The sequence below is a fragment of the Pantoea sp. EKM10T genome (assembly GCF_011800685.1).
In the GTDB taxonomy this organism is placed as follows: Bacteria; Pseudomonadota; Gammaproteobacteria; order Enterobacterales; family Enterobacteriaceae; genus Pantoea; species Pantoea agglomerans.
Genome location: NZ_JAALEU010000006.1, coordinates 274579 through 301549, shown reverse-complemented (window position 1 = coordinate 301549; position 26971 = coordinate 274579). Strand labels below are relative to the sequence as shown.

The window sequence follows — 26971 nt, the reverse complement described above, 5'->3', positions numbered from 1 at the left end:
GGAAGTCTATTCCTACTTATCACTTAAACACCCCACTCACCGACGACTTAAAAAATTATGCCCCTTTCAACATATCAAACACCACCCGGGCAAAGCCTTTCGCCAGTTCCGGGTTAGAGAGGTATTGCACCATCATCTCCTGCTGGGCCTCGTTGCTGTCCATCACGGCATCATCAATGGCTTTCGGGAAATCCCCCAGCATCGCCTGTTCGCGAGTATTGTTGGCAATCTGGGTCATCACAGCCTGGTTTTCTGACAGCTTGTCGCGCACCGCGAAGGCATAATTGATCATGTCTTTATCGGTGAGATTATCGGTGACAAATAGCTCATTAAGGCGAGACAGAATATTCGACAGAAACTCTTCTTTCTTGTCCTTCGGCTTCGCCGTGCCGACATCATTCCCCGGCTTGATTTTGTATTCTTCAGCATCCTCTTGCAGCTTCAGGTGCTGTTCGTGAAGCTTCGACAGGCGATAATGACTCATCTCCACGTTGCTTAAATCAATCTCATCCTCTTCGATACGTTGTTCATGCAGCAACGGACGCAGGTGGCGGGCAAACAGACTCAGCTTTTCCAGGTTCTTGTCGTCGTAATCGACAATTTGCGACATAAACTCGTAAAAGCGGACAAAGCTGCCGAGATCTTTTTTGAAGATATCCAGCTTACTTTTTTCTTTCTCGCAGTCCTTAAAGGTGTTTTCCGCATTGGTGATCAGCACAACATCGCCAGTCTTCCTGGTGCGTTCAAACATCTCTTTGGCCAGCACATACGCATCAATCGCCGAGGTGTAGCGGTTTTTCCAGCGATCCACCGCAGGTTTGCAGATATTACTAATAGCCGCGTTGGATTTGTTTTTGCTGAAGAATGCTTCGCAGAACTGCTCCACTTCGTTCCACTGGAAAATACCGCTGGTACGCAGCTTTTCAAACAGTTCAAAAACGAGCTGCGGATCGCTGACATCCGTCAGTTCTGCTGTCTGGTAGTACGGCTGGAATGCGCCCAAAATCTCGTCGGGTTCGTTGTAAAAATCGAGCACAAAGGTGCCGGACTGCGCCTTCCCGGGATAGGTACGGTTCAGGCGCGACAGCGTTTGTACACACTCCACGCCGCCCAGCTTTTTATCCACATACATGGCGCACAGCTTGGGCTGGTCGAAACCGGTCTGGAATTTGTTGGCCACCAGCATCACCTGGTAGTCATCGGTATCAAACGCTTTACGCATATCCCGGCCCTTCAGGCCTGGGTTCATATTGATTTCGGTGAACTTCTGGTGAAGCAGCGCAAAGCTATTGTGGTCATCTTCATTGAATTCCACTTCCCCGGAGAACGCCACCATTGCGCTGATCTTGTCGTACTTTTGTTCCGCAATGTATTTATCGAAGGCCAGCTTGTAGCGCACCGCAGCCTTACGCGAACTCGTCACCACCATCGCTTTCGCCTGACCAGCCAGTAAGTGCATAACATGCTTGCGGAAGTGCTCAACAATCACTTTCACTTTCTGCGACACGTTATGATCGTGCAGCGACACCCACTGGTTGAGTTTGATCTTTGCTTTCTTGCTGTCCACTTCCCGATCAGGATCGTCCAGCTTTTGCAGCAGCTTGTAGGCTACCTTGTAGTTGGTGTAGTTTTTCAGCACATCAAGAATAAAGCCTTCTTCAATGGCCTGACGCATGGAGTAAACGTGGAACGCTTCCGGTTTGTTCGTTTTCGACGCCGGTTCCAGCGGATGAGGACGACGACCAAACAACTCCAGTGTTTTGGCTTTCGGCGTGGCGGTGAAGGCGTAATAGCTAAGGTTGTTGCTGCCTTTACGCGCGGCAACGGTGGCATCCAGAATATCTTCTGAAGATATCTCCACATCGTCATCCGCCTCTTCGGTCATCAGCACTTCTTTCAGCTGACGCGCCGTAGAGCCGCTCTGCGAGGAGTGCGCTTCATCGGCAATCACCGCGTATTTACGCTGCTTGAGGCTGACGCTGTTTTCAATCGCTTTCAGGACAAACGGGAAGGTCTGAATGGTGACGATAATGATCGGCTGCGAATTTTCCAGCGCGCTGGCCAGCTTCTCCGATTTAGAGCCGTCACCTTCTTTGTTATTGATACGCCCGACCACGCCATCCTGATGTTCGAACTGATAGATGGTGTCCTGCAGCTGATCGTCAAGCACGGTGCGGTCCGTCACCACAATCACCGAGTGGAACTGCTTCTCGCCATTTTCATCGTACAGGCGGGAAAGTTGGTGGGCCGTCCAGGCGATAGAGTTCGATTTTCCCGACCCCGCACTGTGCTGAATCAGGTATTTATTGCCAGTCCCTTCCACCGTAGCGGCGGTGATCAGTTTGTTCACCACATCCCACTGGTGATAACGCGGGAAAATCAGGCTCTCGCTTTTGTACTTCAGGCCAATGGCGTCTTCTTTCTCTTCGATTTGCAGATGCACAAAACTGGCGAGAATTTTCAGCAGATTGTCCGGCAGCAGCACCTCATTCCACAGATAGCTGGTGGCGTAGTCGTTGGCATCTTCCGGGATGTCGTTCCCCGCGCCGCCGTCATGGGTGCCTTTGTTAAACGGCAGGAAGAAGGTTTTATCGCCATCGAGTTTGGTCGCCATAAACACTTCGTACTGGCTGACGGCAAAGTGCACCAGCGCGCCGCGTTTAAAGATCAGCAGCGGTTCAGGTTTATTAGTGCCCGGGTCCTTTGGCAAACGCGTTTTCTTATATTGCGTAATGGCGTTTTGCACTGTCTGCTTAAATTCAGACTTCAGCTCCAGGGTCGCGATCGGCAGGCCATTGACGAACAATACCAGGTCGATACGCCATTTCTTCGCCTTCACGCCCGTTTCTTCAAATGCAGCGCTCGACGCATGCGGGCTGTAAACCAGCTCCGGCACGATGCGGCAGATATTCTGTTTGTAGCGCGTCAGGGTTTCCGGATTGAGGTTATGTTCCGGCTTAAACTGACACAGGGAAAAACGCGCGTTATGGCTTTTGATACCATGACGCAGCACGCCGAGCGTACCGTAGGTGCGAGACAAAACATCGGTGGCGTTGATATCTGCTTTTTTCAGCTGCGCCACCAGCGCATCGAGGAAATGACGCTCGGTATCGCCAGGATAAATTTTGGCAAACTTCTCCCACTCCTGCGGCTGAGTGGTTTGCACGAAGGCGATGGCATCCTGCGAGAACAGAGCGCGTTCGCGGTCATAGCCGTCAGACTTGCCACGAATCCAGCCTTTATCTTCCATCTGAGCAATCATTTCATCCTGGAAAATCAGCTCTTTGGTGGTATCCATACTCATGCGGTAGCTTCCTCTGTTGCCTCGATATCGCTGATGCCTGGCGCAACCCAATCGCGCACGTCGATTTTGCCGGTGACGGCGGCAGAGATAAGGGCGGTGCGACGTTCCTGAAGTAAAGACAGCATTACAAACTGTTTTTCAACTAGCATATCTATTTTGCTAATTTCTTTATCAAGAAAGCTCACAATCTGTCTCTGTTCATTCATTGGCGGTAACAACTTACGCAAATAAACAAAACGTTCTGCTTTTATTCCCTGAGCTGTACTACCTGATGAGTAAAGGTTAAGTGATTGCTGAAATTCTGAAGACATAATGAAATATTTCAAATAGAAATTATCAAGGCATGACACCATACCCTTAAATTTAATTATACGTTGAGCAAGAGCAATATCAGTTCTATCAACATTGGCTACCTCACCTAACGGAGCTTCAGTTGTAAATAATACATCCCCGATATCAGGCAGACCGCGACTCATGACTTCATTATAATTAGAGTAAGCAATAAATTCCTGAGATAACTGATAATCAAGCCTTCCTTTCTTAATATTTCTTGCAGTAACAAGCAATATTCCATCATCTGTCTTATTAGGTGTTTTTCCTCGATAGTCAACAATTGAGGATAAATATTTTTTGAACCCAGAAACAATCCAATGTTCCGGCACTTCCCCCAACCACTCAACACCCGAATCTTTCACCGGCACATCAGGATTTAACCCTTTTGTGACGGCATGGCTAATCACTGCCTGACGTTTTTCTTTTAGCAGCTCAATCAGTTGCTGTTGCTTTTCGATCAGGTTATCGATTTTTGCGGTTTCATGATCGAGGAAATCCGCTATTTTAACTTGCTCTTCTAACGAAGGTAGCGGATATATAATCTCGTTAAACGCCTCTGTAGGTAAACGCCATCTACCTAAGTGCGCACTTCCTTGTCCAAGATGGAAGAATCGACGTTGTTTGTAGCCATCTTGCAATAAATAAAGGAAATATCGGCTATAAAAATCATTATTATCACGAACAGAGAACACCCGATAGTCAGGACTTGTAACGCCATCATATTTTGATATATCAACATACCCAGTCAATAAATCCATATGATTCATTGCAAATTCACCAGGCAATACTCTCTGGTATTTTGAATAGTCCATTGATAGTTGCCCTTCACCACTATCAATATCTTTTATTTTAACACCCTTCTGAGTTACAGAAAGAATATCGAACCCGAGTGTCCCTGCAATTCTCTTTTTTATTTCAAAAATATATTTAAGTCTAAGTGCCGACCATTTCTTAGGAATAGATCCAAAAGATTCAACCCCAGAACCCTTATATTCCGGATAAGCCTTATATTTAGTCATCAGGAATGTACCTCCTGCAGCAACTTCATAATCTCAGCGCTGACGGCATCCAAGTCGGCATCAATCTCTTCTAACGGGCGCGGCGGCTGATAAACGTAAAAGTGGCGGTTAAATGGAATTTCATAACCGACAATCCCCACCTCACCGTCTTGGGCATCGCGCTTATCGGCGTTAATCCAGGCATCGGCAACGTGCGGCAGCACTTCCGCTTTAAAGTAGTTTTCAATCAGGTCACTGGTGGCAATCGCCGGATTTAACGGCACGTTTTCGTTATCACGCAGATCGCCGTCCTGCTCGAACTCCACCACTTTGCTTTTATACTCAAACGCACCGTACAGCGGCTGGGCAGCTTCTTTCAGTACCTTTTTCACTACCGGTTCAGCGGCTGGGTTTTTCGTGGTGATGGTGTCGATAAACTGTTTGTTTTCTTTGGTATCCAGCTTAACGCCTGCGGTTTTCATCGCGCCTTTCAGCGTCAACTGGAACTCATTAAAGTCATTACTGACAAGCTCTTTGCCACCCGCTTTAGCACCCAACGCCGTCTGGATTTGCTGCGCCTTATTCATTAAAGCACGTTGAGCCAGCCACAGTTTGCTATCCAGCAGGTCTTTAATCTGCTTCTCTTTCAGCTCGGCAAATTCAGCTTTGATAATCGCGCGGGCTTCAACTTCGATATCTGTAAAGTCGCCGTAGTTATCGTCTTGCCACTGTGCGCAGAACTCTTCATACAGGCGTTCCATCGGTGCATTCAGGGGTTTGGTGGCAAAGCGCAGCGTGGCAATCGCTTCGTCAGTCACCTGGGCTGACAAACGCAGTGGGCGCTCAATGGTCAGGCGGCGGTAGCCAAAATCGGTGCTGTTAAAGATTTTACTGGCGAAGGTTTTCACCGCTTCAGTTTTAGCAGTGGCTGACTGGCGTCCACGGTTAGATTTTTGCTCCGGTGCTTTATCAAGGCCTAACGCTTCAAGAGAAGTCGCATCCACCACTTCAAACTCACCAAAGGTCTGAGTGATAAGCTTAATATCGTCCTCGCCCATCAGGTTACGCTTGGAACCTAAAGACTTACGCATTTTGCCGCACAGGTTGGTGCCGTCAATCAGCTGGACTTTGCCTTTACGCTCGGCAGCTTTCTTGTTCGACAAAATCCACACGTAAGTGGCAATGCCGGTGTTGTAGAACATATCCGTTGGTAGCGCGACAATGCCTTCCAGCAAATCGGCTTCCAGAATGTAGCGACGGATTTCGCTCTCACCGCTGCCCGCCCCGCCGGTAAACAGTGGGGAGCCGTTAAGGATAATCCCTATTCGCCCACCGTTGCTCACGGTGCCATCCACATCGTGGTTGTCGCGCATTTTGCTGATCAGGTGCATCAGGAACAGCAGCGAGCCGTCGGAAACACGCGGCAGGCCCGGACCAAAGCGACCGTTAAAGCCTTTCTGCGTATGTTCGTCGTTAATCTCGCCCTCAATCTTCTTCCAGTCCACGCCAAACGGTGGGTTAGATAGCATGTAGTCGAACTGATCCTGCGGCAACTGGTCGTTAGAGAGGGTGTTACCCAGCTTAATACGGCTGACGTCCTGACCTTTGATCAGCATGTCGGCTTTACAGATAGCGTAGGATTCAGGGTTGAGCTCCTGACCAAAGGCACGCATCACCGCGTTAGGGTTCAATTCGTGGACATATTCCATGCCTGAAGAGAGGAAGCCGCCAGTCCCGGCCGTCGGGTCGTAAATGGTACGGATGATACCGTCCTGCGTCAGTGCTTCATCATCCTCCATAAACACCAGCGAGGTGGTCAGGCGCACGATATCACGAGGGGTGAAGTGCTCACCGGCGGTCTCATTGGAGCTTTCCGCAAAACGACGGATAAGCTCTTCAAACACCAGGCCCATATCATGATTGGAAATCGCTTTTGGGCTTAAATCGGTGGTGGCGAATTTCTTAACCACTTTGAACAGCAGGTTGGCATCTTCAAGCAGGCCGACAAACTCGCTGAATTTGAAGTGTTCGAAGATTTCACGTGCGTCCGGAGAGAACGCCTGTACGTAGCTTTCCAGGTTGGCTTTGATGTCATTCTGCCCCATTTTACCCAAATCCATCTTCGAGGTGTTGAAGAAGGAAAATGTGCTGGTGCGCAGCAGAAACTTCTCTTTGGCATCTTCCGGCAGTGGGCTGTTTTTTAGTTCATCATACTTCGCCACCACCGCGTCTTTAGTCTCCGCCAGCACACACTCAAGACGGCGCAACAGCGTAAAGGGCAGGATCACGCGCCCGTACTGAGACTGTTTGAAATCACCGCGCAGTAGGTCAGCGACAGACCAGATAAAGGCAGCCGTTTGCGAAAAATTTTTGTCAGACATAGGAATTCCGGAAAAACGTTGAATACGCTACCTGCCGCATACGGTCGACAGACTGTCGAAACGGCAAACGGAGGGCAATAAATGAGATGGGTAAAATCATACATCGCATGCGCTCAAGCACAAGCATCAACTTTCCCTCAGTAAAACTTCCCCGTAGCTTCAGGAATCCCCTGCAAAACTAATACTTCTCTTTAAATTCACCAGCCAAGGTCGCGGCAACCGCCAAGTAATTATTTGATTATTAAAGTTAAAAATGTAGAACCTAAACTTCTTCTTAAGAAGTGCTGTTAAGATAGATAAGAATAATGAAATCTATTAGAGTATTCCCAAAAGAAACACTTCCCTTCTTCTTGTTATCTATGGTGTAAAAATGGATTCGCTGCTGCTTCCCGGCGTGCTGGTGCGTAATGGCATTTTGTCTATCGCTTCAGTTTTAAAAAATGATGCTGCCCCTGGATTTGTAACTATCCTGCTGGTTGCCACGCTTTGCTTTGCCGTTGTCCGCTGGCGCAAGCTGGTAAAAAGCCGCCGCAATGCTCTCAGCAGCATTCACAGCATTATCGCAAACACGCCTGAAGATCAGTTCAGCCAGCATGTGACTGAAATCGACGCCAGTATTGCAGCAGCCGATAAAACGGAAGAACAAAAGAATGTTGCTGAAGCCTGGTATGAATATCGCGAAACCCACGTAATCGACGATCAGAACGGTACACTTGTCGTGCGCAATGCGGTCCGTCCCAGCCAATTTTTTAATCTGGATGACCTGCACTTTACGCAAGGCTTCTGGCGCATCGTTCCGGGACTCTTTGTCACTGTAGGCCTGTCTCTGACCTTTCTCGGCCTGATTTCTGCACTTAATTCGATGAGTACTTCTCTGGATGACGGCGGGAGTGCAGCCTTAGAGGGCTTACTTACCATCGCTTCAGCAAAATTCATCATGTCCCTGACCGGTCTCTGCTGTTCGATTGTCTTTACCGTAGCTTTAAGACGCGGTACGTCACATTTAGAAAAAGCGGTTCATGGCCTCAATAGCCTGATTGAAAAGCGCCTGACGTTTATTAGCCTCGAAGATCTCTCCATTCGCCAGTTGAAAGCAACCATTGAAAGTCGTGAGCATTTCCGCAAGCTGGGACTGGAGATGGTGGCTGAGATTGGCCGCCCGCTACGTGAAGACCTCCCAAGAGCAATCTCGGAATCGATTAGTACAGCTATTACGCCGGTTATCGAACAGGTCAGCCGTTTGGGCAATGATGGCGTGGGAGAGATGGTACAAAACCTCTCTTCACGCTTTTCTGAGGATGTCGGTCGGGCTCTGGCACAAGCCAGCGAACGTATTTCTCTGGCAGGAGACCAGATCAAATTGCTGGCAGAGCGAATGGATCAAAGCTCAGGAAAAATGGGCAATGAAATGGAAAGCGCGATTGGCCGCTTAGGCCAGGCGGTGGAAACGCTGCGTGATGGCATGCAGCAAACGGCAGAGACGGCAACATCGGCATTCAACCAAGGTGCCGAAAACCTGCTGGCAACCATGAATTCAACCCTGCAGGGCATTAAAGACAATACCGGTGAAGGCGCGCGTGCGATGGGCGAAGCGGCTGCTGATATGAAAGCCGCCGCCTTGGGTATTCGAACCGAACTCGAAGTTGCAGCGAAACAGGGGGCTGAAGCAGCGCAGGCACGTATGTCTGAATCAGCGTCTAAGGCCAGCGACGCGATTGGTCAGGCCGCAACACAAGTGCTGGGTGCTTTTGGCAATACCGCAGGTGAAATCACTAAAGCAACTGAGGCGATGGCCCAGAAAGCCAGCAGCGAACTGCTTTCCCCTCTTTCAGTTATTGCTGAAAAACTGGAAGACGTGATGGGCATGCTGACCGAAACCAGCACTGCCTTACGACGGGCTTCTGATGGGATTAAAGAAGGTGCTGTCGCCTCGGAGAACGCTTCTGGCAGCTTCCGCACATCCGCCCAATCATTGACCAGTGCCGCTGATCCGATTCGGGCGATGATGGAGCGTATTGAAGTCAGCACACGCCAGCTGCGTGAGAGCAGTGAGAATAGCCTGTCGGCTATCGCCCAAGCCGCCAAAACCAATGCGGAACAATCTGCAATGACGCTTTCAGCTGCACAAGAGACACTTGGTGGACAACATCGTGCGGTTGAATCCACGCTGACTAATCTCCAGTCTTTGATTGCGGCTTTACGCGGCCAGGGCGAACGTCTGGATGGCATTGACGAGAAACTTGGCAAGGCATTCGACAGCTACCAACAGCAAGTTGCTACGTCGGTTGAAACGCTCTTCGATCATGTCAAAACCATGCAGAAGGAACTCATGCCAGCGCTGGACACAATGCAGAGTATTGTTGAACAAGCTGAAAACTTCGCACCGAAACAAGGGCGAATCTCATGAGAGCCAACGCCAGTCGTAAGCATTCACATGAAGAGGAAGAAGAGTCCGTTTTTGTCTCGATGACAGATATGACGGTCAGCTTTCTTTTCATTGTCATGGTGCTGCTCGCTTTTTTTGCCAGCCGCTACAACGATAAGAACACTGTCCCGCGTGATGAGTATGAACAGGCGGTACAAATCCGCGATAAAACCATCGTGGATTTGCGCGCTGAGATTGCGTTGTTAAAGCAGGTTGATCCGCTGGAACAGTATATGTCGCAGGCTGCTGCTGCCCGGCTCAACTTACTCTATCAATTGCGCAATAATCTGAAGCAGTCGTTTCCTGAACTGCCAGTTGATGTCATTCCTGAAGAAGGCACGCTGCGCTTTCAGGGGGAAGGCTTGTTTACCAGCAACAGCTATACGTTAAGCGACGATAAGCGGAAAATCGTCGAAGCATTGGCGAAGACGCTCGATTCCCTGCTGCCCTGCTATACCTTCAGCCAAAGCGTTGGATGGAATAAAAGCTGTAATCCTTCGTTTGCCATTATTGAAGCGGTACAGATTGAGGGTCACACCGATTCCAAAGGCGAAGATGTTTATAACCTGAATCTTTCGACTAACCGAGCCATCACCACGTTTACCAGCATGCTTGCCGCAGCGCCAGACCTGGTCGCACATTTTAATATGCGCACCCAACCCGTTCTTTCTGTGGCGGGCTACGGCAAAATGCGTCCGGTTAAGCCCAATGACACCCCGCAAAATATGGCGATGAATCGCCGTATCGATCTCCGCATCATTATGCATACACCGGCCAATGCAGCGGAAATTGAAGACATCCGCAAGCGCCTGATCGAGCCGCTGAGGAAGAGTACGCTATGAAATTGAGCGATGTTTTTCTTAAGCCTGTGGCCCTCGTCAAGCCAGCAATAGCTGTATCAAAAGGTTTAACGGTAAAGATCCAAGCCATTCATGAGCGCTGGCCCGATGTCGTTAAGGAGATTGCCGATCGCGATCGTGAAAAGATGTTACGCAAGCTGCTTGACTATATAGAACGCTGGGAATGGAATGATGTAAAAATGTCCTTTATCTGCTCTGGCGCACCGATTGTGTTTGATAAAGAATTCAGAACCCAGGAGGAGTTTGCTGTACTACAGGAGTTCTATTTACGGGAAACCATCGTTACGGACTCACAGCCCTTTATTTCTGCAATGATATCGGCCTATATCCGTAGTTATGAACCGGGCTCTGTTCACACAATCAAAATTAAAAACTGCCTTGATATCGCAAGCGAACATATGAGCGATAAGTGGAAAGATATTGTCGAGCAACTACCCGAATTCTTTAACGCTCACCAGGCACACCAAGCTTTAGCAGAGAGAATGACGGAGATGGATGCGCCATGGAAAGAGCTTAAACAGTTTGGTATTACACGCCCGCACGATCCGGGGTTAATGTCGCACGCTCATCTGGCCTATATAGCATCACTGGCACCTGGATTGAATGAAAGAGCCGCTATTGAGAAGCTTTTTGCCTGGTTAAAACCGGAGGGCAGAAGTGGCGCTTTGATGAATGGCGCAGCGGAAGCCATCAATGCGCTGTTATCACACTGGTTGTATAAACAACCCGACGAAGAACTTTCTCGCTATCTGACCGAAACGCTGGTGGCCTTTTATGAAGATCCACGCCTGAGCCGCGGTGGCGTATGGGGAAGTGTAGATGAAGCTTGCCGAAACCTGATTATAAACTGGCTGACACGCGAAAATATTTTGTTCTTCTTAGATGTAGTTTCTGACGTCGAAGACAGCCATATGTGGGAGCCTCGACGCAAGTTCTGGCTTAATTTATACCATCAGGACAAAATTGATTCCGCATGGGTTGCTTTTAGTGCTGAAGCAGATGTGCGGGCCAGATCGATAAAAAAGACTATGCGGGAAAGTGCGACCTTAACCTTCGGACGGCAAGTTGCTGGCAGCCGCAGAAATACCTCTTTGCTTATTCTGAAAATTGGACGTTGCATTGTGGTTGAAGGATCACACAACTACAAAGTGCATATTTTTAGCAGTGATAATAAAAAAGCGCCTGAACTATTTAGATTGACCTATGACTGCGAACATATTCGCATGCTCCCTAATCCTGTTGCGATTCCACATCTCAGCGGTTGGCAGGATAAAGTGCGCGAACAAATTGAGTATCTGTCATGACATTTGCTTTCAATCATAATGCAGAAGCGATTACCCTCAATATTGCTGAAGAAAAAAAGAGCGTTATTCATCGTCTGTTTAAAAGACAGCAACCTGCGACTTTGTCTGGCCTGACACATAACGATCGCGCCTTAGCTTTTGCTATCGCCGATCTGAAAGCGCTGGCAGAAGAATTTAGTGAACCTTTACACATCAGTGATGACGCTATCGTAATGAGTCATCATCTGGCAGGCCGACTGGACGCCGAAACGGCGCAGACGCTGGGCCTACCCCCTCTCGTCGATCTGACGTTGAAAACTGATATCGAAGGCTCACTCGGAAGCGATACCTTTCGCCTGCAGTATGAATGGCTACGCAACGGTGTTCGCCAAATACCACGTCGGACCGGATCAATTTTAACCACATCTCAAGGGCCACGCCGGTTGCCATTATGGATGATGGAGGCTGTTGAAGTTGCCGAAAACTTTACGCCAGGCGGCGGAGAAGCATCGGACTGGGAATCGCTGGCGCGCTTCCGTCAGGCCCTTGATCCTGGCGTCCAGATGGGCCATGAAATCAATGCCGTTCGTGTCTCGCTGACCGACTTTATGCAAGGTTTAGAAGTTCGCATTGCCGATCGTTTTTCTATTTCCACCAGCTTACATGGAGCTGATGATTTCGAAATCGTCCCTTTTTCCGGTAAGAACGTGGAAGAACTGGAAAGCAGCGGAGAAGCGGTTAGCGAGGCTGCAGGTGAGCTAAGTGAGCAAACGTTACGTCGGTTCCAACAACGTGTCAGAACTCAAGGAGCGCTTTCCGCTTACCGTGTTGGCGAAGGCAATTATCTGGTCATTGACCGCAGCGCTCGGCCCATCCTTGATGTCATGGTGGAGAAGCAAAAGTCTTCACCTGACGAAAGACGCGCTTTTATCGAAAACCCACGACCTGCAATTACCAGTGCTGTTGAAAAATACTTAAGACAATCAGGCAGGCTGGATGGTCTCGACGATGTGGGTGAAGAAGAAGCTATTGAAGCTGCAGCAGGTCCTGCATTTGTTGAAACCATTGAATATTCCGAGCGTGTTAAAGGAATTTTGCATTACCGAAAAGGTGCTGTTTCTACGCCTATGACCGGAGAAACGGTCTGGTTGCCTGAGGTAATCCCTGATGCCCTGACCAACATTATCACTGCGATGGATAGCCAGGCGCTGGCAAGCATCTGCGATCAGTTGCGTAATGCTATAGATGCATCTCAGAATGAAGTTGAGATCGCGTCTCATCCTGTTAAAGCCACAGAAGAGACATTGCACGCGCTAGAAAAGCGTTTGGCTAATCTTATAGAGATAGAAGGTTCAGCAGAAACAACAGAAAGCGAAGATAAGGTGGCTGTGGATGTTCAACCTCCCGCTACGGTGATCCTGGATACCAAAGACAACTTTGAGGAGCTGTTCTGGCAGCCTGACCTTAAAAAGCGTTCCGTATTTATTGATGAACAACTTCCCGCAGGCATTAAAACAGTTTTGCGGCCGCATCAGCTGGAGAGCTTTAGCTTGCAGCTTTCATCATGGAAGTCAGGCATGCCAGGCATTTTGAACGCAGATGAGCAAGGCTTGGGTAAGACACTTCAAACCATCGCATTTCTACGCTGGTTGAAAGAGAACAATAACGTCAGCACTGCCAGCAATAAAGAGCGCGGGCCAATACTTATTGTTGCTCCGACCTCATTGCTGGAAAACTGGAATGCTGAGGTCAGGCAGCATACTGATAGTGACGGACTTGGTCATTTGCTGCGTCTCTATGGTTCATCGCTAAGCCACTATAAAAATTTCGATGCTAAAGGTGTCGAGACAAAAGATGGCAATACCTTACTGAATTTTCAGCAGTTGCATGAGTCAATCAGGGAAGGAAAAGGCCATCGTTTCTGGATACTAACGACCTATACAACGCTGACTAATTACCAGCACTCTTTTGCGAAAATCCATTTCTCGGCCGTGGTGTTTGATGAAATACAGGCGGTCAAAAATCCTGACTCGCTACGGGCTCGCGCCGCACGCGCCGTCAATGCTGCTTATCGAATCGGCCTGACAGGCACGCCAATAGAAAACACCACGACTGACTTATGGGCAGTAATGGACCAGTTGGCTCCAGGTTCTTTGGATACGTTGAGTAATTTCAATACGCTGTATAGCGAACCTGATGAGCAAAATATGCTTCAGCTATATCAGCGAGTCTTTGAATGTCGCAATCAGCTACCACCTTTAGCGTTCCGCCGTTTGAAAGAAGATGTTGCGAAAGAGCTGCCTGCAAAAACACGCTTTCTTCATCCGCGCCTGATGCCGGAAGGACAAGCTATTGCTTACGAAACAGCCCGGTTAAAACTTTCTCAGGGCGGTCCCGGCGCTGCACTTAAAATGCTGCAGCATATCCGCGGCGTTTCAGTACATCCAGCTATGGAAATGAGCGGCGACAATCAGAGTTTTATCGATGCCTCTGCGCGTCTGAATGCATGCTTTGAGATTTTGCATCGTATTAAAGCGAAAGGTGAGCGTGTTCTGGTTTTCATTGAACACCGGAAAATGCAGTTCCGGTTTATGGAACTGGCTCGCCAGGAATTCGGGCTTGAATATATTGATCATATTAACGGCGATACGCCCATTCAGAAGCGCCAGGCTATCGTGCGTCGATTCCAGCACCATCTTGAGCAAGATGGTGGCTTTGACTTGCTGGTGCTCGGCCCTAAAGCAGCCGGAACGGGTTTAACGTTGACTGCCGCAACACATGTCATTCACCTGTCTCGCTGGTGGAACCCTGCTGTTGAAGAGCAATGTAATGACCGTGTCCATCGTATCGGCCAGCAGCACCCAGTCCAAATCCATATGCCAATGGCCATACATGCTGGCTACCAGGAACACTCTTTCGACTGTTTACTCCAGGGGCTTATGTCACGCAAACGAAGTTTAGCGCGAGCAGCCCTATGGCCAATGGGTGATAGTGCTGGTGACATCTCACAGCTACAGGCAGCTTTAAGAAAAGACAAGTCTGAAACGAGCGGAGATATTTTAGAAACAAGTATCCGAATGATGTTTGAAAGAGATGCTGAAACTGACGGTACGCGAATGGACAATGGGTCATATCGAATCAGTTAGCTTCGTAATTTGCTGACTATTTAAAAGAGGATAACAAGGATGAGCCGCTATACCGGTGCAGAGCAAGCAGGTCAGATTTTAAAAGCAGCCAGTGAATGGCGACAACGTTGCCTGATTGATGGTGGCTCACTTTTCAGTAATAAAAATCTGTGGAACAGTCAGTATCTGGCCGAAATTGAGCGCGATGTGATCAACAGCCAGCTAGAGCTTGAAGGCAACTTCATGCATCGCCTTAAAGAACAGTTAGCTGGCGTTTCTCCAGAGGCGAAGCAGCTCGCTGCAGAAATGCTTTGGCTTCTGTTTCTTTGTGCCAGCAATATCAGCGTCAGAACCAAGCGTGAACAGATATCTACCCTTTGGGAACTTGCTAATGAACCGCTAAATAGTGACAACCCCTTGCTAAAAGACGTTGTGCTTTCAGGCGTAGGCAGTGCTGGGACTGGATTTAACACCTTCCGGGCACGCGAATTTGCCTACCTTACCAACGTTATTAAAGCTCTATTAGCACAGCCATCAGCTGAACGAGAGGCGCGCCTGAGTGATGGCTTCACCTTTGCAGAGTGGCTAAGCGTAATCCCTGAGAACGCTAGCCGCCAGTTTCGTCATATGCTGATGTTTATGCTGTTTCCGGATAATTTTGAACGCATCTTTAGTAACAATGATCGCCGCATCATCATCCGCGCCTTCAAGCCACAACAAAAAGAAGAGCTGTCAGCTGTGGGAATGGACAGAACGCTGTTAGAGATCCGTCGAGAGCAGGAAGAAAAACAGAATAGTAATCAACTCGATTTCTACGTTCCCCCACTATCGGAAATCTGGCAACGACGCGAGGAAGCTGCTGAAAAACCTGTGGCAATCGCGCCCATTGATGAAGTACTCACTCAACCGGAAACTATCGAGCCTTTAAACCTAATTTTATTCGGCCCACCGGGAACAGGCAAAACCTACGAGCTAAACCAGTTAAAAGCGAAATATGTCAGTAAAGCGCAGACACTGACTCGCGAGCAATGGTTGGGGGAACAGCTTGCAGAGAGATCATGGCATGACGTAATTTTCATGGCACTGGCAGATATTGGCGGTAAATCAAAGGTTGCTCAAATTGCCACTCATGAATATGTACTCAGCAAAGCTAAAGCCCAAGGGCGTAGCAATGCACTCAATTCAACAATTTGGGCAACTTTGCAAACCCATACGCCGGAAGAGTCCACGACAGTTAAATATGCTCGCCGGGTTCCACCTTATCTATTTGATAAAACTGACGACAGCTTTTGGGTTACTTTGCCTGAAGCACAAGAGGAATCAGCTGAGCTGCTTACTCTGAGTAAACAGCTAAAGCAACAGCCAGCCGAATCGGAAACTTTAAGCCGCTACGAGTTTGTTACTTTTCATCAGGCATACAGCTATGAAGACTTCGTTGAAGGTATCCGCCCTGAGCTGGACGAAGATAGCGGTGAATTAAGCTACTCGCCACAGGATGGCGTATTCCGTCGTATTTGCCAACGTGCCGAAGCCGATCCTCTGCATCGCTACGCTATCTTTATCGATGAAATTAACCGTGGCAATATGGCGAAAATTTTTGGTGAGCTAATCACGTTGATAGAAACCGACAAACGCATCAACGGCGACAAAGGCATGCGCATTACGCTACCCTACTCTCGCGAGCCATTTGGCGTACCTGAAAATCTGGATATATACGGCACGATGAACACCGCCGATCGCTCAATTGCACTACTGGATACCGCTTTACGTCGCCGCTTCCGTTTTAAAGAGCTGATGCCGGACAGCAGCAAAATCGCTGGCTCAGACGGTACGGGAAATATCGTTGATGAAGATGGCAATCAGATTAACCTGCGTAGACTGCTGGATGCGATGAATCACCGAATCCGTTTTCTTCTCAGCCGGGATCTCATGCTGGGCCATGCTTACCTTTGCCCGGTTGCTAATCTTACACAGCTAAAAACGGTCTTCCTGAATCAGTTTATTCCGCTTTTGCAGGAATACTTTTATGAGGACTGGCACAAAATCCAGCTGGTGTTCCGCGATATCGACGCTACCGGCAAGCTGGTGGAGGCTCCACTGATTGGCCATCTTAAGTTGACCAGTAAAGATGTTTTCGGCTTTACCCATGATGACTTTGAAGAGGTCGTTGAATACCGTGTTTCAACTGTCCAGGAAATTACGCCCGACTCGATTCGCAAAATTTACGAGGATTAAACCGTGGCGGAAATATTATCGGTTATTGAACATAGCTCGCTACCGATTATTGCAGAAAGAACCATAGCTCAGCACGCGCTGGGCATTCATCATGCCCGCTTGCTGGAAAAGCTGGCGCCAAATCTTCCTGCCGGCACCTTTAGCTGGGGCCATCAATCGGTTCGTTTCGCACAGTTTTGCGGCGTAATTCAGCTAGGCGATTTAACACTTGAAATCCTGCCTAAGATACATGGTAAAGAGGAACAGCCTGAATCGTGCCGTGCAGCAATGGTGCAAATGCTGCATACCGCCCGAATCATGCGTACATATAAAGGGGCGCAGGCGGGTATCAATACTCAGCAACATAGTTTGCTGGATATTTTTATCCAGCACTTTTGCCATGATTTGCATACGCAGATCCTTCAGGGCAAGTTACGCAATTACATAGAACAGGAAGAAAACCTGTCAGTAATGCGCGGCCGCCTGGTTATCCCACAACATATCCGGCAAAACTTAGTACATAAAGAACGTCTTTATTGTCGCTTCGACGAATTCAGCGAAGATATGCTGCTGAATCAGATACTCCGCTTTACCCTGCGTCTGCTGCTTCCCTGGACACGCTCCGGCAAAACCAAAAAGCAGTTATCCGGACTGTTAATGCATTTTGACAACATTAGCGATGCGCCCATCACCTTGCAATCATTCAATTTACTTAAAAGCGATCGCATTACCCAACGATTTCAGCCTGTACTGGAACAGTGTCGATTGTTTATTGCTGCAGTTAAGCCGGATGTATTAGCGGGCAGCACGCCGCTGTTCTCATTGCTGTTTGATATGAATCGCCTGTTTGAAGCATGGGTAGCAGAAAAGTTGAAGCCCTGGGCCCACCAGCAAGGCTGGCATCTTCGTACACAGGGTCCACGAAAATATCTGGCTATGCGTGATGGCGATTCCCCACAGTTTCAATTACGACCGGATATTGCACTTGTTGATGATAACGGAGTTCCACAACTGATAGCGGATACCAAGTGGAAATTATTGAATGAAGCGGACCGAAAACTGGGCGTTTCTAGCAGCGATATGTATCAGCTTTATGCTTATGCAGGGCGCTATAAAGCACCACACTTGCAATTAATTTATCCAAAACAGGCAGGATTACTTCCCCACTATAATTTTACTCTTCAGGGAATTCATGCACCAATGCTGACAGTAAGAACTATTGCAATAGACGACATTAAAAGATGGAATGGGGATGATATAAATTAAATTTAATATTACTCAGAGCTAATGAAAAACAACCTTCACAAAATTTTTGTGTGGAGACCAACATTATCAAACTGAAATACATCTGCAAATTTATCAGCATCAGTAACTTACTTTTGATTGAATTAGATCATTCACATTGAGGAAAAAACGCCATCCTCTTGCGGGCATCGGATCCCAGACACAAAAAAAGCCGCCCTTGAGCGACTTTAATTTCCATACCTGGTGCCGAAGGCCGGAATCGAACCGGCACGCCTCGCGGCGGTTGATTTTGAATCAACTGCGTCTACCGATTTCGCCACTTCGGCACTGAAGGGTATGCGGAAAACGTTGTGGATTATACCGTTACCCCCTGTTTCCGCAACCCTTATCCGCAGGCAGTGGTGCAACTGCTGAAAAAACCGTCTCTTGGGTTCTCCGGGACACTGTGTGAAATCCTTGTCAGAAATTCTTCACTCACCCTCGCCCGCTGCAAAGCACTCACGTCAGCCATCATGTTTCACTGGCATATCAAAAGCTTTACCCCGAAACAGGCTTCACATCCGTTACTAGCGTGGGCAGATCCCAGGTGCCGCCCGCATGGATATAACGACACATACCGGTCCCGCCGTCATAGCTTTTGCGGAAAGTCTTGCCGTCCCATACCCAGCTTTCCTGGCTCATACAGTCCCCGATACCCCGGCCTTTCTGCACATTGGTAATCTCGCCCTTGTCGTAATCCGATCCGGAAATGGTCACCAGCACCGGCTTGCCTTTGAGTTGGTTATCGATGACCCAGTAGCCATATCCTTCGTTATAAGCGGCACGCCAGCAGAGCGCCGAAAGCAAGGCGTGTGTGTCGTCCAGTGGCGTAAGCGTGAGTCCATCGGTTTCCGGATCACTGTTTTCTGCAGGTGAATACAGGCTGTCGCACGTGTCATCGTCATTGTGATTGACCGTCGAAAGCAGTCGGGTTTTCAGCGCGTCGATTTCTGGTGCGGTCAGCAAACGGGGTTCGCCGCTGAGGGTTTTTGCCGCCTGAATAACCGGTGCGGGCACAGCCTTAGCCACACTGCTTTCCGGTTTATTGCCCTTTTTGGTGAGCGCGCCTGGTGTGCCGATACGGCCCTGCACGTCGTCCGCTTTCAGCAGCACGGCATAAGCGCCATCGCCAGAAAGTAGGAAAGGCTTTGTGCCACCTTTAAATTCGACTTTACCGCTGCCTTTGACGGCGCTGATTACCGCAGCGGTCTGGCTGGAAGACAGCCGCCAGTTGTCATCAGCCGCCACCAGATCGCCAGCTGATTTCCCGTTGATCCACAGCGTTAGCTTTTCCGCCGGTTTGCTGTCATCTTCGGTGTCGCCCAGCGTCACCTCTCCCACTGTCTCCATTCCAGGTCCAGCGGCACGGGTGAGCAGGATGGAGCCGGACGGATCCTCTTCTTTGGCATAACCCGCAATGCGGCAGGTCAGGGTGTTGTCACAGACAACTTCCCAGTCTTTGTGCTCAAGCGTTTTTCCGCTCTGGGCGGCCTGAGCCGACAGGGAGAACGCCGCCAGTACGAAAAGCATCGGTTTACAGTTCACTTTATTCCCTTATGTTTTATTCCTGCCTGGCCTGCGCAGATATTTCCTGATTATACCGAAGAAGATATGACGCCGTTGTCCGTTTTTTACTGCCCCACAAACGCAAAAGAGCCAACCTCTCGGTTGGCCCCTTCTTGCATCTTGCATGCTCAGCATCGGGCATCAGCGGTGCCCATTAGCGCCTGTTGTTGTCAGGATAAGCGCCTCAATGCGAGTGATCGTGCAATTTGTTCCCGACCTTATCCTTCACTTCGCTGGCTTTCTCACTCACCTTCTCAGTCAGGCTCTCTTTGTGGTCACGGTTATGTACCCCTGGTGACTGTGTGCCTGCTGCTGCGGTCGCAGGTTTTACCCCTGCGGTTGTACCCGGCAGATCGCGCTCCAGACCACCTCGTGCATGGTCGATATCCACTTCCTGACGACGCACCGTGTCGTTAATGGTCTCGGTACGATCGCTGCCGTCGGTACGCACCACCACTTCTTCTTTCACGTGGGTCGTTTTGTTGATCACCGGCTGTTCATGGGTCTCAGCGACCTCGACGGTTTTCTCTGACCAGTCCACTTCACCAGCCAGCGCGGGTTCATTCACCGAACGGCGGAAGATGTCAGCGTGCTGCTCATGCAACGAGATATCTTCAGATACGGTATCGGTCACGGTATAGCGGCGAACACGGGTAGAGCCTTCGCTCACCAGACGTTTACCCACTTCAACCTGCTCTTCGGCCAGACGCAGAATGTCAGCTTCGCTCTCATCACCGGTCAGTGAGGTGCGTCGCGGTTCAACCTGTCGGTCGTTGGTCTCACCAGCAAACTGCTTGCCTGCCGTCGTCGGGTTGATGCCCGGCGCGGTAGTGCCATTCTCAACCGAGCTTTGCATACGTGACGGAACGTCCACCGAGTCATGAGAATGGAGAATGGTCATGGCGCGAGCCAGCTTCTCCTCCTCAGTACGAATGGTCAGCACTACGCCGCCCTTGTCCATCGCTCTGGTGTAAACATCGGCCTGCTCTTTATCAACGGAGTGACCAAACAGACGCTGCCAGATGCTCGGATGGCGGATAGAGTGTCCTTCCTCCTGCAAACGTTCTCCACTGATAAGACTGATGTCCCGATCAGAAAAGCCTGCTTTCACGAGATTTCTTTTCGCGGCCTCTGCCTGATTTGCAGAATCGAACAGTGTTACGATTTTTTCATGTGCCATGATAGGTTCCTCTCTGTTAGCTAATTTGATCGTCATCTCTTTCAACGTTCACCTGCTGCTCACGTCGGGTCACCACTTCCTGAAAAGGAACATTCTCCTGCACTTTTCGGATGTGGATCTCCTCTTTAAGCACCAGCTTTCTGACGATTTGGATTTCTTCCTCTACTACCGGGACAATCAGTACACCGTTCTCTTCCCTGATTTCGGGCATCGTTTCAACGGGTTGCGCTTTCGCTACATGCTTAACCTCAACCTTCTCCCGGTTAAGCAGTGTACTGATGACCTCGTCATGCTCAGTTGTGGAACGGGTAACACGGACATGTCCATCCACAATCTTTTGCTTCGTCAGGGCTATTTGCTCTTCAGCGAGTTTAAGCGTGACCTCTGCATTATTATTGTGCTCTGGCTGTCCAGCCATAATATCGCTCCCGTTAAATTAAATATCTGCCACAACTGCCTGACACAGTGATTAAGCATGAACACTCTGGCTGATTTCGCAAGCCGGAATAATAAAAAACTCCGCTAACTCAATTTAATTACGGCACAAAAAACCGCATCAAAAAACAGCAATCTGGCTTAAATCACCGCTACGCTAAAAATAAAAAATAACTAAAATACATGAGGTTATATTAATATTATTTCGCAGGTAAATATTACCAGACCAGACGCAAGCGCTTAGAAAACACGCTATAAGCAAAGCGGTAACTTTAATTTAAACCAGGACAATTCCTGATAAAAATCGTGAGGATATTAAATAATATTTCCGCGGGATGTGCTTATTACTGCCTTCAGTTAATCACTTCACAGAATAATAACACCCACAAGCATCTGAATATTTTATCGCTCTTATTACAGAAGATTCCCAAAGTGCTATTTAAGACGCTTTTTATAAAAGGAAGTCAGGAACTTTCTGCCCGTCAGCCTTTCTTAGGAAAACTGAATAAGCACATACCGAGGTTGAAATGAAGCAAGCACAACGCAGTGCGTGGGGATGGGGACTGGCGGCACTTCTGGTCGCAGGCAGTGCATCAGCGGCAAGCTGGCAGGATCAGCTGAGCAGTGCAGCGTCACAGCTCAGCCAGCAAAACAACGGCAGCAGCACCGGCACCACGCAGCAGAATGGCGGCATGTCGCTTTCTACCATTACCAGCATGCTGGGTGGCGGCGATAAAGCGGTCAGCGCCAACAGCATGACCAACGCCGCTGGTGTGATGCAGTACTGCGTCGAACACAACGTGGTGAAAAACAACGTGCAGTCGGTCAAAGACCAGGTGCTGAGCAAGCTCGGTCTGAACACCACCACCGCGCAGGAACAGAAAACCGATTACACCCAGGGCGTGGCCGGTCTGCTGAATACCGGTAATGGCCAGCAGTTGAATCTGCAAAGCCTGAGCAACTCGCCAATGGGTGAGAAGCTGAAAACCAAAGCCTGTGACGTGGTGCTGAAGCAGGGCAAAAACTTTATCTCCTGATCACCTTCCCTTCTCTCTCCCCTCTCAGCTCTGAGGGGAGCGTTAAACGCCCCCCATGCTGTGACGCCTGACATTCCCTTAACCTGGGGTTGAGCGCTATAGTGTTGTTTTGATTTCTACAGGACAGCACGCATGAAAGGCATCAACATCGCACTTTACTTCGACCCCGATCAGATTCAGGCCTGCGTTCACGAACAGGACGACAGCTATGTCACCAAAAAATTCGAGTATGACGATGGCGTGATTGAAGAGATCTACCAGTGGCTGGAGCAGTACGAACCCAAACGTACCCACATCTGCGTGATTGAAAACGAAACCGCCGAGCTGCTGGCGGATGAGCTGGTCGACAGCGGCTTTCGCGTCCATCAGGTCACCATGCATCAGCTGCTGAGCTGGTTCGCCACTGAGCCGCCTTCCACGCCAGACGGCACGCCAATGCGCGCCATGCTGCGTTTCCTGGAAGATGAACATCCGCGTGAATATGAGTCGCGCACGCCACAGACCGAAGCGCTGATGGAGATGTTCGACGAGCTGGACGCGCTGGAGATGGTGGATGACGCCGACGACGAAGACGCGCTGCCGGGCGATCTGCTGCGCGCCATGAAGAAGCACAAAATCACCGCCAGCGCCGCGGCCCAGCGTCTGCTGCCGGACATCAATGAGCGTATCCGCGAACATCTGATGCAGTATCCCGAACTGATGACGCCTGAAATCCTGCAGGACTTCTTCCCGGAACTGCTTGAGGCGCTGGAGCGTCCGAAGCACTAATCACCACGGAAAAGGCGATTTGTCATGCTGGAGTTAATTAAAGCAGTCAGTCTGGGGCTGGTGGTGATCCTGCCGCTCGCCAATCCACTCACCACCGTGGCGCTGTTTCTGGGGCTGGCGGGTGAGATGAACTTCCAGGAGCGCAACCGACAGGCGCGCCAGGCTTCTATCTATGTCTTCGCCATCATGATGGTGGCGTGGTATGCGGGCAGCGCGGTGCTGAATACTTTCGGCATCTCCATTCCTGGCCTGCGCATGGCGGGCGGCCTGATCGTTGCTTTTATCGGTTTTCGGATGCTGTTCCCGGCTAAACCTGCCGGCCATTCTGTCGAAGCAAAGCAGAAACTGGATGAGCTGGATGAAGCCAAAGAGCCGGTGAATATCGCATTTGTGCCGCTGGCGATGCCAAGCACGGCCGGGCCAGGTACCATTGCGATGATCATCTCCTCTGCCTCGACGGTAAGAAGCGGCGTCGACTTTCCGGCCTGGGTCATCACCGTCGCGCCAGTGCTGATCTTCCTGCTGGTGAGTCTGATCCTGTGGATTTCACTGCGCAGTTCGGGTGCCATCATGAAGCTGGTGGGTAAAAGCGGCATTGAGGCGATATCGCGCCTGATGGGATTTTTACTGGTCTGTATGGGCGTGCAGTTTATCATTAACGGCGTGCTGGAAGTGGTGCGCACCTTTCACTAATCCGGGATTTCCCCTCTCCGAACGGGCAGAGGGGAAAGCTCGATTACTTCAGCGTTTTACGCACTTCAGCAACCTGATCTTTGCTCACCGCTGGCGCGGTGTTGCTCCAGCCCTGGCGAATAAAGGTCGCCAGCTGCGCCACCTCTTCATCACTCAGACGCTGGCCAAAGCCTGGCATCGCCAGTTTCGACGGGGCCTTCGCGGTGGAAGGCTGCTGTGCGCCGGCCAGGATGGTGTGGATCAGACCGGTTGGATCTTTGGCATTGACGATCGTCGCCTGATCCAGCTCCGGGAAGATCCCCGGGGCGCCTTTGCCGGTCACGAAGTGACAGGCACCGCAGTTATCCAGATAGAGACGCTCGCCTTCGCTCAGGTTCTTCGCCGCGGTCAGCTTCGCTTCCGTTGCCTGCTGCGCCTGCACGTTGTACGCCTGCAATGGCGGGTTGCCGCCCAGGAACTTCAGGTAGGCCGCGATGGCTTTCAGATCGGCGTCGGTCATGTGTGAGCTGCTGTGCTCAATCACCGAGGTCATCTCGCCGCCCACCGCCGCTTTATCGTTACGGCCGGTCTGCAGGTAGTCCACCACTTCCTGCTCGCTCCAGCGCGGCAGGCCACGCAGTGACGGCACATCCCAGTTATTCAGGCTGCCGCCTGCCAGGAATTTATCGTCACCGCTATCCAGCGCTTTCTCATTCATGCCCAGACCGCGCGGCGTATGGCAGCTGCCGCAGTGGCCCAGACTCTCCACGATATAGGCACCGCGGTTAACCTCTGCTGACGCACCACCGATCGGCTGGAACGGCTTATCCGAGGCGAACGCCCAGTTCCAGAAACGCATGCCCCAGCGCTGGCTGAACGGGAAGCTCAGATCGGTTTCCGGCGGCTGTTCTGCGCTTGGCTGCACGCCTTTCATGAAGTAGACGTAAAGCGCGTGGATGTCGGCATCACTGATTTTGGCGTAATCAGGATAAGGCATCGCCGGATAGAGATGCGAACCGTCCGGTAATACCCCTTTGCGCACCGCGTCCGAGAACTGCTGCTCGCTGTAGTTGCCAATACCGTGCTGCTTATCGGGCGTGATGTTAGTGGAGAAGATGGTGCCAAGGTTCGACTCAATCGCCAGCCCGCCCGAATAGTCAGGCTTACCAGGCAGGGAGTGGCACGCCATGCAGTCGCCCAGCCGCGAGAGATATTCGCCCTGCTTAATCAGTTGCGCTTCATCTTCGGCGTGAACCGGCAGCGCAAATCCGCTGGCTAACAGCACCGCGTTGGCAAAGATAAAAGATTTCAGTTTCAGCTTATTCATGCGCTTATGCCTGTACCAGTGGGCCGGGATTTTTCAGATACTGATCTTTGATCGCCTGTGCCGCCATCAGGGTGATCGCACCGATGGTATCGGTCGGGTTCGCCTGGAAGTTCTGCGGGAAAGCGTTGCCGCCCGGCACAAAGACGTTATGCACGTCCCAGCTCTGCAGATACTTGTTCAGCGCCGAGGTTTTCGGGTTATCGCCCATCACGGCCCCGCCCACGTTGTGGGTAGAGACATATTTGGTCAGGTCAAAGTCCGCGCCCATTGGCAGGAAGCTCATGCTCATGCTGTCAGGGTTCAGCTCTTTCGCGATATTGCCGACGATGCCTTTCAGGTGCTGCTGCAGCTTCAGCTCATTCTCTTTCCAGTTGAAGGTCATGCGCAGCAGTGGCAGGCCACGGTGATCGTTGTAGTTCGGATCGAGATCCAGATAGATATCGCGGTAAGACTGACAGGTGGTGGTGATGCTGATCTTCATCGAATGACCGTACCACTCCTCCAGACCTTCCTTGTATCCCATGCCCCAGGTCGGCGTGCCTTTTGGCAGCGCGGTGCTGATCGGCGTACCGGTCGCCTGTGAGCTGTGGATCTTTGCGCCGCCGAGGAAGCCGAGTGATGGGCCGTCGAAGTTGCCTGGCGAGATATCGTTAAACATCTGGCCGGTCGCGCCCGCCGTCGCATACGGATTGAAGTTTTTATCTTTAAAGAACAGCGTCGCGCCGCCGTTGGACAGGAACGCGTAGTTACGCCCTACCACACCCTCTTCGGTAATCGGGTTGTAAGGCTTGCCGATGCCGGAGAGCAGCATCAGTCGCACGTTGTAGAGCTGGAAGCTGCTCAGCACCACGATTTTCGCTGGCTGGAAGCACTCATTGCCCTGTGCATCGATGTAGATCACGCCTTTCGCGGTTTTCTTATCATCGTTCAGCACGACCTTGATCACTTCCGCGTTCACTTCATAGGAGAAGTTCGGCATACGCTTCAGTGAATCCATTACGGCGGTCTGCGGCGACGCTTTGGAGTAGTTCAGGCAGGGATATTTACTGCAGTAGCCGCAGTAGTTGCACGGCGCGATCTGGTTGCCGTACGGGTTTTTCCACGCACGCGACACGCAGGCCGACGGGTTCGGGAACGGATGGTAACCGAGTTTGGTCGCCACCTCTTTGAACATCACGTTGTTCAGTGTGTCATCCAGCGCAGGCAGCGGATAAGGCTCAGAACGCGGGCCTTCAAACGGATCGCCGCCTTCCAGAATTTTGCCGCGCAGGTTGCCGGTGTTGCCCGACTGGCCGCAAATCAGTTCGAATTTATAGTAGTAAGGTTCGATCTCTTCCCAGCTGAACGGGAAGTCCATCACCCGCATATCATCCTGCAGAATGCCCGGCTTGTAAGCCTCGTCGACATAGGTCTTCAGTTTGATATCGGTCGGTGTCGGACGGATCAGTACTGCGGTCCAGTGCAGGCCGGAACCGCCTACGCCGGTGCCCGGAGCAAACGCACCCCATTTACGGGTTGGCAATGCCGTCTGGCTGCTGTTGTAGCGGACGGTGACCGCCACTTCGGCGGGGGTGGCAAATACTTTATTGCGCACCGCATAGGCGTATTCATCCGCTGGTTTCGGGTAGGCGAACTCGTCATAATCGCGATCGCCGCCGCGCTCAAGGGCGCGTACGTCCAGACCTGCCAGTGCCAGCTCGATGCTCATCAGCGAGCCTGCCCAGCCGAGGCCGCAGACCACGACGTCGACTTCTTTTTTAGTAACCTGTGCCATGATAA

At 50.5% G+C, this 26971-nt stretch carries 17 protein-coding genes and 1 tRNA gene; 9 read left to right on the top strand and 9 right to left on the bottom strand.

Features of this window, described 5'->3' with window-relative positions; genetic code table 11:
* Positions 1 to 55: 55 nt before the first annotated feature.
* From HFD95_RS13870 to HFD95_RS13860, 3 genes are read right to left on the bottom strand one after another with little or no spacing between them, the layout of a single operon-like run.
* On the bottom strand, positions 56 to 3304 hold the full coding sequence (locus HFD95_RS13870; RefSeq protein WP_167430369.1) for a type I restriction endonuclease subunit R: 3249 nt from the start codon (positions 3302 to 3304) through the stop codon (positions 56 to 58).
* Positions 3301 to 4656, bottom strand: coding sequence for a restriction endonuclease subunit S (locus HFD95_RS13865; RefSeq protein ID WP_167430368.1), 1356 nt, complete (start codon positions 4654 to 4656; stop codon positions 3301 to 3303). The genes HFD95_RS13870 and HFD95_RS13865 overlap by 4 nt, the downstream gene beginning before the upstream one ends.
* On the bottom strand, positions 4656 to 7016 hold the full coding sequence (locus HFD95_RS13860; RefSeq protein ID WP_167430367.1) for a class I SAM-dependent DNA methyltransferase: 2361 nt from the start codon (positions 7014 to 7016) through the stop codon (positions 4656 to 4658). Before HFD95_RS13860 ends, HFD95_RS13865 begins: the two co-directional genes overlap by 1 nt.
* A 370-nt stretch (positions 7017 to 7386) precedes the next feature.
* Here HFD95_RS13860 and HFD95_RS13855 point away from each other — a divergent pair, with 370 nt between their 5' ends.
* From HFD95_RS13855 to HFD95_RS13830, 6 genes are read left to right on the top strand one after another with little or no spacing between them, the layout of a single operon-like run.
* Positions 7387 to 9423 (top strand): hypothetical protein, encoded by a 2037-nt coding sequence (locus HFD95_RS13855; protein ID WP_167430366.1) that lies wholly within the window; start codon positions 7387 to 7389, stop codon positions 9421 to 9423.
* Entirely contained in the window at positions 9420 to 10283 is an 864-nt protein-coding gene (locus tag HFD95_RS13850; RefSeq protein WP_167430365.1) for an OmpA family protein, read from the top strand. Before HFD95_RS13855 ends, HFD95_RS13850 begins: the two co-directional genes overlap by 4 nt.
* Complete coding sequence (locus tag HFD95_RS13845; RefSeq protein ID WP_111534546.1) at positions 10280 to 11605, top strand: EH signature domain-containing protein; 1326 nt, start codon at positions 10280 to 10282, stop codon at positions 11603 to 11605. The genes HFD95_RS13850 and HFD95_RS13845 overlap by 4 nt, the downstream gene beginning before the upstream one ends.
* Positions 11602 to 14730 carry a DEAD/DEAH box helicase gene (locus HFD95_RS13840; RefSeq protein WP_167430364.1) on the top strand — a complete coding sequence of 1043 codons (3129 nt, stop codon included), beginning with the start codon at positions 11602 to 11604 and terminating at the stop codon, positions 14728 to 14730. The genes HFD95_RS13845 and HFD95_RS13840 overlap by 4 nt, the downstream gene beginning before the upstream one ends.
* 39 nt (positions 14731 to 14769) lie before the next feature.
* Positions 14770 to 16944, top strand: coding sequence for an McrB family protein (locus HFD95_RS13835; RefSeq protein WP_167430363.1), 2175 nt, complete (start codon positions 14770 to 14772; stop codon positions 16942 to 16944).
* A gap of 3 nt (positions 16945 to 16947) precedes the next feature.
* Complete coding sequence (locus tag HFD95_RS13830; RefSeq protein ID WP_167430362.1) at positions 16948 to 18189, top strand: McrC family protein; 1242 nt, start codon at positions 16948 to 16950, stop codon at positions 18187 to 18189.
* Positions 18190 to 18409: 220 nt separating this feature from the next.
* On the opposite strand, the gene HFD95_RS13825 is transcribed toward HFD95_RS13830, so the two are convergent.
* The 4 genes from HFD95_RS13825 to HFD95_RS13810 form a co-directional block, all read right to left on the bottom strand.
* A tRNA-Leu gene (locus HFD95_RS13825) sits at positions 18410 to 18494 on the bottom strand.
* A 211-nt stretch (positions 18495 to 18705) separates the two neighbouring features.
* Positions 18706 to 19737, bottom strand: coding sequence for a DUF1176 domain-containing protein (locus HFD95_RS13820; RefSeq protein WP_167430382.1), 1032 nt, complete (start codon positions 19735 to 19737; stop codon positions 18706 to 18708).
* Between the two features lie 220 nt (positions 19738 to 19957).
* A complete protein-coding gene (locus tag HFD95_RS13815; RefSeq protein WP_167430361.1) occupies positions 19958 to 20953 on the bottom strand; it encodes a YsnF/AvaK domain-containing protein in 996 nt (331 codons plus the stop codon).
* A 16-nt stretch (positions 20954 to 20969) separates the two neighbouring features.
* Positions 20970 to 21371, bottom strand: a complete 402-nt coding sequence (locus HFD95_RS13810) for a DUF2382 domain-containing protein (RefSeq protein WP_167430360.1) — start codon at positions 21369 to 21371, stop codon at positions 20970 to 20972.
* A gap of 544 nt (positions 21372 to 21915) precedes the next feature.
* Here HFD95_RS13810 and HFD95_RS13805 point away from each other — a divergent pair.
* From HFD95_RS13805 to HFD95_RS13795, 3 genes are all read left to right on the top strand, one after another.
* Positions 21916 to 22425 (top strand): DUF2501 domain-containing protein, encoded by a 510-nt coding sequence (locus tag HFD95_RS13805; RefSeq protein WP_010671770.1) that lies wholly within the window; start codon positions 21916 to 21918, stop codon positions 22423 to 22425.
* A gap of 132 nt (positions 22426 to 22557) precedes the next feature.
* The gene (locus tag HFD95_RS13800; RefSeq protein WP_010251615.1) at positions 22558 to 23193 is read left to right on the top strand and encodes a hypothetical protein; all 636 of its coding nucleotides are present in this window, start codon (positions 22558 to 22560) and stop codon (positions 23191 to 23193) included.
* 24 nt (positions 23194 to 23217) lie between these two features.
* Positions 23218 to 23886, top strand: coding sequence for a MarC family NAAT transporter (locus HFD95_RS13795; RefSeq protein ID WP_010671772.1), 669 nt, complete (start codon positions 23218 to 23220; stop codon positions 23884 to 23886).
* 43 nt (positions 23887 to 23929) lie between these two features.
* On the opposite strand, the gene HFD95_RS13790 is transcribed toward HFD95_RS13795, so the two are convergent.
* Both HFD95_RS13790 and HFD95_RS13785 read right to left on the bottom strand, forming a co-directional pair.
* Positions 23930 to 25192, bottom strand: a complete 1263-nt coding sequence (locus HFD95_RS13790; RefSeq protein ID WP_033769526.1) for a cytochrome c — start codon at positions 25190 to 25192, stop codon at positions 23930 to 23932.
* A 4-nt stretch (positions 25193 to 25196) separates the two neighbouring features.
* Complete coding sequence (locus HFD95_RS13785) at positions 25197 to 26966, bottom strand: GMC family oxidoreductase (protein ID WP_010251625.1); 1770 nt, start codon at positions 26964 to 26966, stop codon at positions 25197 to 25199.
* Positions 26967 to 26971: the final 5 nt, after the last annotated feature.